The organism is Halalkalibacter alkalisediminis (assembly GCF_028610705.1).
Lineage (GTDB): Bacteria > Bacillota > Bacilli > Bacillales > Bacillaceae_D > Halalkalibacter > Halalkalibacter alkalisediminis.
In genome coordinates this window covers 1-12,035 of sequence record NZ_JAQQWT010000062.1, presented here as the reverse complement: position 1 = coordinate 12,035, position 12,035 = coordinate 1, and the positions used below count along the sequence as shown (strand labels likewise).

13 protein-coding genes and 2 pseudogenes are annotated in these 12,035 nt (G+C 35.8%); 9 read left to right on the top strand and 6 right to left on the bottom strand.

From position 1 onward, the window contains the following. Positions 1–213, top strand: a pseudogene (locus tag PQ474_RS24950) (fructose-bisphosphatase class III); the annotation flags it as partial. A 390-nt stretch (positions 214–603) separates the two neighbouring features. Here the strand turns inward: PQ474_RS24950 and PQ474_RS24945 are convergent. The 5 genes from PQ474_RS24945 to PQ474_RS24925 all read right to left on the bottom strand — a co-directional run bounded on the left by PQ474_RS24945 (position 604) and on the right by PQ474_RS24925 (position 4,761). Continuing rightward, on the bottom strand, positions 604–993 hold the full coding sequence (locus PQ474_RS24945) for a MaoC family dehydratase (protein ID WP_273848281.1): 390 nt from the start codon (positions 991–993) through the stop codon (positions 604–606). Positions 994–1,002: 9 nt separating this feature from the next. After that, on the bottom strand, positions 1,003–1,431 hold the full coding sequence (locus tag PQ474_RS24940) for an FAS1-like dehydratase domain-containing protein (RefSeq protein WP_273848280.1): 429 nt from the start codon (positions 1,429–1,431) through the stop codon (positions 1,003–1,005). A gap of 11 nt (positions 1,432–1,442) precedes the next feature. After that, positions 1,443–2,588: a thiolase family protein gene (locus PQ474_RS24935; RefSeq protein WP_273848279.1), complete on the bottom strand. Its 1,146-nt coding sequence runs from the start codon at positions 2,586–2,588 to the stop codon at positions 1,443–1,445. A gap of 5 nt (positions 2,589–2,593) precedes the next feature. Continuing rightward, positions 2,594–4,063, bottom strand: a complete 1,470-nt coding sequence (locus PQ474_RS24930; protein ID WP_273848278.1) for an AMP-binding protein — start codon at positions 4,061–4,063, stop codon at positions 2,594–2,596. Positions 4,064–4,194: 131 nt separating this feature from the next. After that, positions 4,195–4,761 (bottom strand): biotin transporter BioY, encoded by a 567-nt coding sequence (locus PQ474_RS24925; RefSeq protein WP_273848277.1) that lies wholly within the window; start codon positions 4,759–4,761, stop codon positions 4,195–4,197. A 437-nt stretch (positions 4,762–5,198) separates the two neighbouring features. On the opposite strand from PQ474_RS24925, the gene PQ474_RS24920 reads away from it, so the two are divergent. From PQ474_RS24920 to PQ474_RS24905, 4 genes are all read left to right on the top strand, one after another. Further along, positions 5,199–6,296, top strand: coding sequence for a hypothetical protein (locus PQ474_RS24920; protein WP_273848276.1), 1,098 nt, complete (start codon positions 5,199–5,201; stop codon positions 6,294–6,296). Between the two features lies 1 nt (position 6,297). Continuing rightward, positions 6,298–6,450 carry a hypothetical protein gene (locus tag PQ474_RS24915; RefSeq protein WP_273848275.1) on the top strand — a complete coding sequence of 51 codons (153 nt, stop codon included), beginning with the start codon at positions 6,298–6,300 and terminating at the stop codon, positions 6,448–6,450. A 327-nt stretch (positions 6,451–6,777) separates the two neighbouring features. Beyond that, positions 6,778–6,924: a hypothetical protein gene (locus PQ474_RS24910; protein ID WP_273848274.1), complete on the top strand. Its 147-nt coding sequence runs from the start codon at positions 6,778–6,780 to the stop codon at positions 6,922–6,924. A 99-nt stretch (positions 6,925–7,023) separates the two neighbouring features. Further along, positions 7,024–7,566, top strand: a complete 543-nt coding sequence (locus PQ474_RS24905) for a hypothetical protein (RefSeq protein ID WP_390187662.1) — start codon at positions 7,024–7,026, stop codon at positions 7,564–7,566. Between the two features lie 468 nt (positions 7,567–8,034). On the opposite strand, the gene PQ474_RS24900 is transcribed toward PQ474_RS24905, so the two are convergent. Then, positions 8,035–8,607 (bottom strand): cell wall hydrolase, encoded by a 573-nt coding sequence (locus PQ474_RS24900; RefSeq protein WP_273848273.1) that lies wholly within the window; start codon positions 8,605–8,607, stop codon positions 8,035–8,037. A 55-nt stretch (positions 8,608–8,662) separates the two neighbouring features. On the opposite strand from PQ474_RS24900, the pseudogene PQ474_RS24895 reads away from it, so the two are divergent. The 4 genes and pseudogenes from PQ474_RS24895 to PQ474_RS24880 all read left to right on the top strand — a co-directional run bounded on the left by PQ474_RS24895 (position 8,663) and on the right by PQ474_RS24880 (position 11,515). Further along, positions 8,663–9,024 (top strand): annotated as a pseudogene (locus tag PQ474_RS24895) (VOC family protein). Between the two features lie 270 nt (positions 9,025–9,294). Then, entirely contained in the window at positions 9,295–9,735 is a 441-nt protein-coding gene (locus PQ474_RS24890) for an NUDIX domain-containing protein (RefSeq protein WP_273848272.1), read from the top strand. Between the two features lie 201 nt (positions 9,736–9,936). Beyond that, complete coding sequence (locus PQ474_RS24885; RefSeq protein WP_273848271.1) at positions 9,937–10,920, top strand: ketoacyl-ACP synthase III; 984 nt, start codon at positions 9,937–9,939, stop codon at positions 10,918–10,920. Between the two features lie 25 nt (positions 10,921–10,945). Continuing rightward, positions 10,946–11,515: a histidine phosphatase family protein gene (locus PQ474_RS24880; protein ID WP_273848270.1), complete on the top strand. Its 570-nt coding sequence runs from the start codon at positions 10,946–10,948 to the stop codon at positions 11,513–11,515. The last annotated feature ends 520 nt before the right edge of the window (positions 11,516–12,035 follow it).

Sequence of the window (12,035 nt, the reverse complement as noted above, 5' to 3'; positions counted from 1 at the left end):
AATTATCATTCTGTTGATATTCAATGGGGAAATCATGATGTCCTTTGGCTAGGGGCCTTCGCTGGATCCAAGGTTTGTCTCGCTAACATTATTCGTATCTGCGCTCGGTACGACAATTTGGATATTATTGAAGATGTGTATGGAATCAACCTTAGGCCACTTCTTAATCTTGCGGAAAAATATTATAAGGACAATCCAGTCTTTAGACCCAAAATACAATCTTATACAAACAATGGGGAATTTGCATTATAAAGGTACATTAAATAAGAAAGAAGGATTCACAAGAAATTTTTATCTTATCTGTTACAAGGTTTAATTAAATCCCAAGAAAAAACGGCTAAGAAAATTTAATGAAATAGCGCCAATGCCCGAAAGTAAGCTATAGTTCTTAAACAGTAACGTTAGCAATCATAAGAAACCATACAACCCATTAAAAAAACGATAAATAAATTTTTAATGATTGCAGTACTATTCTAGTAAAAACAGAGACAACGATATCGGATATAACCATTATTAAGAAGAAAGACTTACTATACGTTACGAACCAGTAGATAAGGGTGTTTTTTGTTATCTTTTTCAAAGGAGGAGGGTGTAAACTGAGTATCATGTTAGGTTACTTTTAACTAAAATCTTACCTGTAATAATTGTTTTACGATCTTGATTCACACCTTTAAACGAGATACGAGCATACGTTTCTTGCTGCTTAATCAGTTCCGCAACAAGATGCAGGGAATCCCCAACTAAGAGTGGTTTATGAAATGAACTTTCATATTCGCTAATAAAGTAATCATTTGATAACCACGGAGAAATAAGCTTTGTACTGATGCCCATTGTCATCATTCCATGAGCAATAATAGATGGGAATCCAGCCTGTTCGGCTGCTTTTTTATCAAAGTGCAGGGGGTTGAAATCATTGGAAACGTTCCCGTAATCTATAATATGCTCTTCTTTGATTTCTGGGATATAAATGATTGGTAGATTAGTTAAATCCATCATCTCACCTTACTTTTCTTTTATGATTAATGTCGTAATTGCCGTCGCATGAATACAATCGTTATATGACACAATTAATTTATGATTTGATAATTGCATCATGCCATGTTTGTTTTGTTTTTTCTTAACATTTAGTAACTGAATTGAACACACATAGGTACGGCTTGCTAAAAGCGGTTCTACATTGAGAAAGCGCTGCTTCCGGTGTATAAGAGGGCCTGCATCTTGTAACCAAGGTACGTCAAAATACTGCCAAAAAATGATCGGCATAGTTGGTGGAGCAGGAATGTTGTCGTAACCTGCTTTTTTGGCGAATTCGATATCGACATAAATCTCCGAGTCTATGTCGATTGATTTTGCGTAGGCGGCTATCATTTCTCTCGTCACTGTTATTTTTATAGGTTTTGTGAATGATCCATCCCATATTTCATCAATCATGTCGGGTTCCTCTATTCTATCAATTCTACTAAAGTCGCCAATCCTAAGCCGCCACCTATTCCAAGAGTGGCAACACCTCTTCTAAGGTTATTTCGCTTCATTTCTGTGTATAATCTCGTTATTAAAATAGCTCCTGATGCTCCGTACGGATGGCCAATTGCTAATGCGCCGCCGTTTCGATTTACTTTCGTAAAAGGAATCTGTAATTCATTTAAACTAGCGATCACTTGTGATGCGAATGCTTCATTAAATTCAACAATGTCGATGTCATCGACCGATAGATGTTGGCGTTCTAATAGTTTTGTTACGGCAGGGACAGGCCCGATGCCGAGATAATTCGGATCAACTCCCGAACTTACTGCATCAACAAAGCGTAAAATAGGTTGTAATCCTAATTCTTTGCATTTATCTAAAGACATGATTAAGACAATCGAAGCCCCGTCATTAAGCGGACAAGCGTTACCTGCAGTGACTGTGCCATTCTCTTTAAAAACAGGGGGGAGTGTACCCAGTCTTGCAACCGTTAAATTTTTTCTTGGACATTGGTCAGTCGTTTGGCCTTTGACTGGAACGATTTCTTCGTTAAAATAACCAGATTCGATGGCGTTAACAGCTTTTAATTGACTTTGAAAAGCATATTCATCTTGGGTTTCGCGTGAAATCTGATAAGCTTCAGCAACATTTTCTGCAGCTAACCCCATATCTGGATCACCAATCTCGTCTGGAGAAAAACGAGCCCTCATGAATAGCTGCGGTCCTTTAGGGTCATGAAGAGAAGTGGGCTTGGATAGTTTCCACGGAGCTTGACTTGTACTTTCGACTCCTCCTGCTAAATAGATGTCACCCGCTCCTGTTTGAATAAGCCTAGCTGCTAAATTAATAGCCTCTAATCCTGAACCGCACTGTCTGTCAATGGTCACTCCTGGAACAGAAACAGGTAAACCTGCTGAGAGGGCACATAAGCGTGCGATATTACCTCCTGGCCCAACTGCGTTTCCGAGGATGACTTCATCAATTGATGAAGGGTCTAACTGAAATTCTGCCACTATGTGTTGAATGAGGGGAGCAGCTAAGTGTTCAGGAGAAACGTTTTTAAAGATGCCTCCTGATTTACCAACTGCGCTTCGTTTGGCTGTTACGATAACCGCTTCTTTCACTCGTTTCACGTCCCTTGATGTTCGTTTTGTTTTTCTATTAAATTCATTACTTCTTTTCTAGCGATCTTTTGACTAGTTGTATAGGGGAAAGATTCAAGCTCGATAAATTGTTGAGGACATTTATAAGTTGCTAGCTTTTGTTTGCAGTATTGTCTTAACTGCTGATCAGAAAGTCTGCTTCCTTCGCGCCATTTTATTACAGCCGCTAATTTTTCCCCCCAATAGCTGTCTTCTAAGCCAATAACAATGACTTCGTCGATTTCTTGGAGAGAAGATAAAACGTTTTCTACTTCCTCTGGATAGATATTTAATCCGCCGCTAATGATCATGTTCTTCTCACGACCTGCAAGAGTGATGTAGCCGTGCTCATCGATAAAAGCTATATCACCAACTGTTGCCCAGCCACTATGAAAGACCTCTTCCGTTGCCTTTGGCAGGTTATGGTAGCCACTAAATAAAAACTTGCTTTTCACGAATAGCTTTCCTAATTCGCCAATGTCTGCTTTTGTGAAATCAGGTCTTCGAATCGAAACCTCTACTCCCGGGATTGCTTTTCCGACGGATTCAGGGTTTTCCGTGTTCCCTTTTTCATCTAGAACGCTAATTAAACTTAATTCAGAAGCCCCGTAAAATTCAAATACTTCAGCGTTCGGAATAAGGAACTTAGATTTTTTCTTTAATGTTGGATGCCATTTAGCTCCAGCAGAGATGACTTTTTCTAAAGCCTCAATTGGTTTCTCGTTCTTCTCATATACTTCCGTTATAGCTGAAAACATGGTAGGAACGAGATATAAAATCGTCACAGGAAAAGTGGTTACGGTCTGATAGACAGATTCTGCTTTAAACTTCTTTGTTATGTAGACAGTAGCTCCTATATGAAGTCCGTGTAGGGCTGCATATAAGAAGTGTGAATGTACGAGCGCACCTGGTGCAAAAATAATATCTTCTTTATTAATATCAAAAACGAGATCACTAGCCGAGAAACTATTGATCCATGAAGAGTGAGTCCGTAAATAACCTTTTGATCTCCCAGTAGTACCTGATGTATACCCAATATAAAATAGATGATCATCTGAAATATTGTGTGCAGGCAAGCTTATCTTTTTCTGCTTCATTAGTTGTACGAGAGATAGGCAAAGGACATCTGTAATCATATGATTAGATAATAAAAGATCAGGGGCGCAATCGGACACGATAAGCTCCTGATCATGACTACTCCATTTAGGATCAATGGGAATCGCAATTGCACCAGCTTGAATAATCGCTAAAAAGAGCGCTAAAAAATAAGAGTCATTGTCGATTAAAAAAGCGACTTTCTTTTTATTTAGAGGACCGAGAACCGTGGCAAGTTGTTGCTGGATTGAAATAATCATTTCATTTAATTCTTTGTATGTCATTTGATTTCCATCGCAATTCACTGCGATTTTGTCTGGGTGAGTAAGGGCTGTTTGTTTAACGGTTTCACAAATTAACATTTTTTCACAATCCTTTCTAGAGCTGTTTTGAAACGAGAGGAAAAGTCTACCGTTGTGGAGCTATTCATCTAGCAAACTTTCATGATAGAAAAAAAGGGGAGTCCATTGGACATCCCTCTTCATCAAGAGTATTATGCAGCCTTTTTGTGTTCAATTGGTTTATTAATAAGGGGATATGCTTTTTTAATTTGCATCGCAATCATGCCAGCGATCACGGCTTTCGTTACGTCACCCGGTACATAAATGAGGGCCTGAAAAGCGGCTGTTGTCCAAGGGATTCCCGTAGCGAAGGAAAGGTAGGTGACTCCAGATGCATAAACTAGGAGGATTCCCCCAATGATGTTAAAGAGAATAAAACGGGCTGTGTTCATCTTATTCCAATACCTCTCCACTAAGGATCCAATAACAAAAGCAGCAATTGGCCAACTTAGGATATACCCTCCGCCTGGACCAACTAATACGCCAAAACCGCCGCGACCTCCTGAAAGAAGTGGAACTCCAAATGCAACAAGTGCCACAAATATACCTAGACTGAGTGCACCGTAACGAGCTCCTAAAATAGCACCAGCTAACATAACCCCTAACGTTTGGGCTGTAATAGGTACTGGCGAGATAGGAAGGGTAAGAGGTGGTAGGATTCCAAGGGCGCCGACAATTGCGGCAAAAAGAGATGCATACATCATGTTTCTTAGTTTCATGTTCATTCACCATTTTCTAAATAGTTTAAAGACATTTTTTTAGTATAAGGGGGGAGATGAGAAGTGTCAACTTTAAAAAAATTTAAGTTGACAATCGAAAAGGGAGTTAATCTTATATTTAGATAATTAGGTTTGTTCCTCGAGTTCCGATTAAGCATTTTTATTTGATTCATCCGGATTATGTAGCTTATTTATATTGATATATCATTACATTCTGACTATTATTAATTTAGAAAGCGACATTTTTTATCAAATTTGTTTTAATGGGGAAGTAGATACATATAGAAAGTTTTTAAAAGAAACTCAGATTTTGTTAGATGAATTAGTACAAGATGATCATGTCGAGCCCCTATAGAGGTTGCTTTGAAGATTCGTCTTCTGATTTTTTCACAATGATATAATTGGAAAAACCACAAATGCAGGAGGAAGGGGTTGCAGTGAATACAGAACCGAAACATAAACTAACCATCTTTTCAAAAGAGTTAAATGATATACTCAACGTTTTTCACGAAGAGTCGAAGAGATATGAGAAAATCTCAACAAAGTTGATTTTAACCAATTCTATTATTTATCTCTGGAGAAAAGGAAAAAAATTGTTTTCACTAAAAGGGGTAACTGGTTTAATCATTGTAGTGGTACCAGGTTGGCTTATTTCAAAAACAACCAAAGCCTTTCAAAACATAATCGAATTACCTTCTAGTTCTTTATTTTTTCTAAGTATATTAGGAATATTATTATCTGGTTCATTTGTAAGAGTCCTTGTTTTAAATGAAATGAGTACTGTTGGTAGCGAGTTGTTTCACTTAGGAGTTTACGAGAAGAGAAAGAATAAGGAATACTCTTCCCTAATCTCGATGTCTAAGGAAAAAGACTTTGTACTAACTTTAAGAGAAGAGTTAGAAAAAGAATTAGGCAAAGAATTTGATAAACAACTGCTTATTGAGTTAGAAAAGAAAAAGGAAATAATTGAGTATAAAAATTTAATTATCGAAGAAAAAAACGAGGCGATCGAAGACTTACTAACACAATTGGATTTCACAGAGGAATCTGCCTACTTGTTTAAAGAGAAGTATGATATTTTAATAGACACTCTCTATCAGTTAAAGTCGAAATTAAATTTATTAGTAAATGACCAATTCAATCTAGACAATATAGACTTCGGCTCCAGTTATTCTTTGTATAAGATTGAAGAGGATGGGTTATTATTTATTGGCGCTTACGGAATAAACAAGGCAGAGTTGGATGTTTTTATTCCATATAAAAAGGGTAACAATAAATATATCCAATCAATGGATAAGAGCCAAAACAATCCCTTAATACAAACTGACTTCATATCTTGGAAGCGGATTCTACAAGATGGTTCGGAATGGATACTATCTTTGCACTTAGATGACTCTAATAATACTAAGTTGAAGTTTGATGACGAAACTGGTAAACTTAACCTAACAATCACACAGGAACTTTTGTGGATTTGTTGCGAACTACTCAACAAATTTACTGTAACTCAAAAAGAAATTCAGAAAGGGGAGGACTAATATGGGACAAGCGACACAAGAAAATCCTTATTCTAAAGAACTCTCCGACAACTATATGATGAAGCGCAAACTAGAAAACAAACGTGCTCGTGAAAAAGCATTGAAAGCATTAAAGAATACCAATAAAAACGAATACAAAAAAGCTGGCAGCTAATTGCCAGCTTTTCTTTATTTTCCAAGTGCTTTTTTAGCTTTCTCTCTAGCTTTATCATTTTCTTTCTTCATGTCATCTAACATTTTATCCATCATTTTGGATGAATCTGATTTACTCAAAACAATTCCCTCCAACATAAGCTTGTTTCAACATCATCTCCAATTATCTTTATTATTATTCTGAAGAGGATGAATTTGGGATTATACGTAAAAAACACCTAGATCACCGCTCTAGTCTTCTTCGTGCAGAGAGTCACTATTTGCAACAAATTTATGCTGATTTTGAAGTGCCGGAAAGCGATCTTCGTGCCTCGTACGAGGAAGATCATTGCAACAGGTGGGGTGGGCCCCAGCGTTTAGAAATTTATTATGGTATGACGAGACGATCAAAGGGATACCATGGCAAAATGCTACCTATCACTTAAGTGATTCACAATGGTTCATTTCAAGAAACGAACATGATGTATTTGCCTGAAAGGGAGGTAATAATGATGAGCCTCATAATCACAATGATATTGGTCATTTTATCCTACAAGCTAATGGAGAAACGTTTCTGAAAGATTTGGGAAGCGGAATGTATTGTGATGGATACTTTGATGAAAAACGGTATTCTTTTTTATGTAATGGTTCACAAGGACACTCTGTTCCAATTATTAATCACTCATTACAAGCGGATGGTAAATCTCATTATTCAACGATCAAAGATGTTGTTATAACTAATGATGTTGATACATTTGAACTAGACATGACTAAGGCATATTTAGTCCCAACTTTACAAGAGTTAACAAGAAAGTTCGTTTGGAAAAAGAATGCAAACAAAGAGCTCATTCTGTCTGACTCCTACCTATTTATTGAAACTCCAGAGTCCATTATTGAACGATTTATTATTCCGTTCATTCACATAACGGAGGATCACGATGGAATCGTTTTAGGTAACGATCAACAATTAAAAATATTATTTGATCGTAATAAACTAGCTTTAAATATTTGTGAAAACGAATTTGTAAATCACTTCGGTGAGAAAGAAAAAGTATGGGTGGTTGATTTTACTGTTATAAAGCCTATGAAGATGTGTTCATTGAAGGTGAGATTTAAATTTTTAGACAGATTAAGTTAAAATGAACTTTACAATGTCTGTTTTAAGCGTGTGTAAATTGATTGAGAAAGGTCAAAAGTGTAGATTGTATGATGCATAGTTCCTGATCGCCGTCCCCCATGAAGCAAGAGAGGCCAGCAAATCTTTTTGAACGTTGTATCATAACACAACCCTACAGCTCGAGAAGGTCAGCCCATTAGAAATTAATCGTTCATCTTCTTTTCTACCATTAAACAATTTACAATAGCGAAACAAAAGAAGAATGAGAGCTAAAACATATGGTTGAAGATAATAATTACAGATATTATTCCAGTAGGACGATATGTTGATAGCTTGAAAGAGGTCAGGCTAATTTCTTAATAAAACATCACATACCATAATTCTGTTTTGATTTAACCAGTACACCAACGAAAAAAAGACGTAAGTAGAGTTCACTAACGTCTTTTTTTGCATGACTAAGTCATTGAGATGATTAACAAAAAAAGAGGATTAATTCTTAAACACATGCTGTCCAATAACAACCGTTGTCTCTCTTGTATCCAGCCAACGATTTGTGGCTATGTCTGGGTTGTAAAAAAATAATGAATCCTTGGATATATTTCTCATGTCTGACAATGCCGCTTCTACTGCTTCAATGGACTCTTGATCAGCTGATTTATTGACTTGACCATTGGCAACGGGTTGAAATTGTCTAGGCTCATAAATGACTTCTTTTATCGTATCAGGAAATTGAGAGCTTTCTACTCTATTTAAGACAACAGCAGCCACCGCTACTTTTCCTTCGAAAGGTTCTGTCTGGGCTTCGGCTCGTACAATTCTAGCTAATAGATCGAATTCCTTTTCAGAGAGACTTATGTCTTTAGAATTGCTTCTTTCCGTTTTTGGTTTGGGAGAGTTGTTGCTTTTATGTATGTTAATTTGCTGTCCTATAATAATCAGATCAAGATCTGTAATTTGCGGGTTAACCTTCGCTAATAAGGTTATAAGATATTTATGTAATATATTATAGAAATTGTAAAGGTTTTCACTTATCGGTGTATTTAAGATTCCATTTATAACCAATCTTATCGAATAAAGGTTATAATCGAAGTAGTTTTAATACATAGGGGGAATGTACATGATTCTTGGATTACATCACGCACAGATAACTATTCCAAAGGGTGCTGAAGAGGAAGGTAAGAATTTTTATTGTAATGTATTAGGATTAGAAGAAATTGAAAAGCCAGATTCACTTAAAGGACGTGGGGGCTTTTGGTTACAATTGGCGATAAAGAGGTGCATGTAGGAACAGAAGAGGGCTTTGATAGATTAACAACAAAAGCTCATTTAGCATACCAAGTAGAAGATGTGTCACATTGGAGAAGAGCATTAGAGGAAAATAATATAAAAATACTAGATTCAGTACCAATTCCCAATTTTGACCGTTTTGAGTTTAGAGACCCTTTTGGTAACAGAGTAGAGATTATCAAAGAAATTTAAAATTGATATTTGTTATTAAAGTAACGGGCATTTTAGTGAAAGAATATCTTTTATCTTCTAAGAATTAGCTGTAAAATAAAAAATGAACTGGAAAATTGTAGCTAGGGTTCCGCTATCTAGGAAGGTCAGTGACCGAGGGCTACTTCTTTTACCGTGTGTAAAAGGCACCTATTGACATAAAAGGTCCGAGGGGAAAGGTTCAACGTATTTGTTATGCGTTGAATTCTTTCCCCTCGGACCCTTTTTTATTATTTTAAGGAGGTTTATAGTATGAAAAGAATTAGTGATTTAAAAGCTGGGGTTGCAGTTATTATTTTAAATGAGGAAAAACAAGTTTTGTTGCAGAAAAGGTCAGATGTAGGGTTATGGGGTATTCCTTCAGGTCATATAGAGATAGGGGAAACAGTTTCTGAAGCCGCTATCAGAGAGGTAAAAGAGGAAACTAATTTAGATATAAGAATTAAAAAGCTCATTGGTGTGTACTCTGACCCTAACTCACAGGTGTTTGCTTATCCAAATGGTAAAGTAGTACATTTTATAACAACTTGTTTCCTTGCTGAAATTACTGGTGGAGATCTACGATGTAATTCTTCTGAGTCACTAGAAATTAAATTTTTTGAACCACAAAACCTACCGCAAGACTTATTGAAAATGCATCCTCGATGGTTAAAGGATGCACTCGCTAATAGAGAATTGGCGTTCATACGTTAGTGAAGTTTTATTGAAGGAACGGGCGCTTTTCTGAAATTAGGATTGCGTCTTTCTTTATGTAAAGGGCCATTTAATGGAAAAAGGTTTATTGAATTAACTGTGTGTCTTGTTTAAAAAAATTTTTACTTATATAGTACCTAGTACTAGTAATAAGTGGTAAAATTAGGAGAAGTAAAAATTTCCAAATAAGGTGGTTTTTTTATGTTCGTATCTAAAGCTCGTATTACTGCCATAGGTTCATATGTCCCTGAAAGAAAGTTAACAAATTATGATTTAGAAAAAATAGTTAAAACAAACGATGAATGGATTGTTAAGCGTACTGGTATTAAAGAACGAAGAATAACAACTGAAGAAGAGTTTACAAGTGATATAAGTTATAAAGCCGTAAGAAATTTAATGGAACGATACGATAAATCAGTAGATGATGTCGATATGATTATCGTCTGTACATTAACTCCTGATTTTAAAACTCCAAGCGTGTCTTCATTAGTCCAAGCAAAGCTAGGCATAAAAAATTCCGGAGCAATTGATTTAAACGCTGCTTGTGCAGGGTTTACTTATGGGTTGCATGTAGCCAATGGATTAATCACTTCTGGTTTACACAAGAAAATTCTTGTTATTGGAGCAGAAACCCTATCTAAAGTTACTGATTATGAAGATCGATCTACCTGTATTTTATTTGGAGATGGTGGAGGAGCAGTCCTTGTAGAGTTCGACGAAAAACAGCCAAGTTTTCTTTCCTCACATTTGGGTTCAGAAGGGGAAAAAGGAAAAAGCTTATATTGTTCAAATTTATCAAAACGTATGTTTGGAGAGGATTTAATTAATAGTAATAAAATTGTTCAAAATGGACGCGAGGTATACAAATGGGCTGTTACTACTGTTCCAAAAGGTATGCAAAGCGTTATGGAAAATGCGTCTATTCCTTTAAGTGATGTTGATTGGTTTGTACCTCATAGTGCAAATTTAAGAATGATTGAATCAATATGTGAAAAAACTGATATTCCGATAGAAAAAACATTATTTAGCTTAGTTCATTACGGTAATACATCTTCAGCTACAATCCCATTATCAATAGATAAGGGCGTACTTGAAGGGAAAATCAAGAATGGTAACAAGATGTTACTATATGGCTTCGGAGGTGGTTTGGCACATGCTGGATTGCTTATTAATTGGAACGTATGATAATGATGTATTATAGGAGTTTATTATGGAAATTTCATTGATAAGACATGGTAAATCTAAGCAGATTGATAATAATAGAATGACATATAAAGAATTTAAGAATTGGATTAAAAAGTATGATGATAGTGGGGTTTTCGAAGAAAACTCTTACCCATCAGAAACGCTTGAAAAAATAGCATCAGCGAACCTTGTGATAACTAGTGATCTAAAAAGGTCTATCGAGTCAGCAAAGTTATTAAATCCCGACATACATGCAATTTCAGAACCCTTGTTTCGTGAAACAGAGCTACCGAATCTTTTAACAAAACTCTGGGGTTTAAAATCAAATCCGAATATTTGGGCAGTGATTTTAAGATGCCTATGGTTTAGTGGTTATTCGAGGGGATGTGAATCTTTGAGCAACGCAAAAGCCAGGGCTAAAATAGCATCTGATTTATTGGTTGGATATGCCCAAGAACACACATCGGTAGTATTGGTAGGCCATGGATTTTTTAATATGTTAATAGCTAAGGAACTACAAAAAATGGGTTGGAAGTGTGAAAGAAAAATAAATTCAAAGCATTGGAATTGTACAACATATTCCTTATTTAGCTAAAGGACCCTTTATCTTGAATAAGATTTAAACAATGATCTTCAACGATTGGGCGCTTTAATGGACTAACTAAAATATAGTCTCAATTTCTATATTTTAACACTGAGGAATTGGGCTTTTAATATTGGAATTTCCTTAACGTTGTAAATCCGTGATTATCTATACTTAGAAGTAAAAAAACTGATTTGATAAGGGTTTTACATTGAAGACATGTAAACAACGGATTCGTCTTGACAACGAGGCTCGAGCATCAAATTTTTCTTCTTTGAATACTTTAAATACTTCTGATTTTCATAGTATAGATAACCGCATTTTTCTGAAGCTAACCTTATAACAAACACGATCATATTTCATTATAATAATTTATTTTATTATGAAAACTATCAAATGACTTGTCTAGTAATGATAAAATATCTCATAATATAAATACAGAAAATTCATAAAATACAGAAAATGAAAAGGTGGTGTATTAGAGGGTTTCATAGGATTATAGTAAAAAAGTTGTTTGTATCCCTAATAGAAG

Bases quoted from the DNA above. Each gene is read 5' to 3' on its own strand.
- PQ474_RS24890 (WP_273848272.1), top strand. From the start codon at position 9,295: ATGAAAAGAATTAGTGATTTAAAAGCTGGGGTTGCAGTTATTATTTTA.
- PQ474_RS24930 (WP_273848278.1), bottom strand. From the start codon at position 4,063: ATGTTAATTTGTGAAACCGTTAAACAAACAGCCCTTACTCACCCAGAC.
- PQ474_RS24880 (WP_273848270.1), top strand. From the start codon at position 10,946: ATGGAAATTTCATTGATAAGACATGGTAAATCTAAGCAGATTGATAAT.
- PQ474_RS24885 (WP_273848271.1), top strand. From the start codon at position 9,937: ATGTTCGTATCTAAAGCTCGTATTACTGCCATAGGTTCATATGTCCCT.
- PQ474_RS24915 (WP_273848275.1), top strand. From the start codon at position 6,298: ATGGGACAAGCGACACAAGAAAATCCTTATTCTAAAGAACTCTCCGAC.
- PQ474_RS24940 (WP_273848280.1), bottom strand. From the start codon at position 1,431: ATGATTGATGAAATATGGGATGGATCATTCACAAAACCTATAAAAATA.
- PQ474_RS24925 (WP_273848277.1), bottom strand. From the start codon at position 4,761: ATGAAACTAAGAAACATGATGTATGCATCTCTTTTTGCCGCAATTGTC.
- PQ474_RS24905 (WP_390187662.1), top strand. From the start codon at position 7,024: ATGTATTGTGATGGATACTTTGATGAAAAACGGTATTCTTTTTTATGT.
- PQ474_RS24945 (WP_273848281.1), bottom strand. From the start codon at position 993: ATGGATTTAACTAATCTACCAATCATTTATATCCCAGAAATCAAAGAA.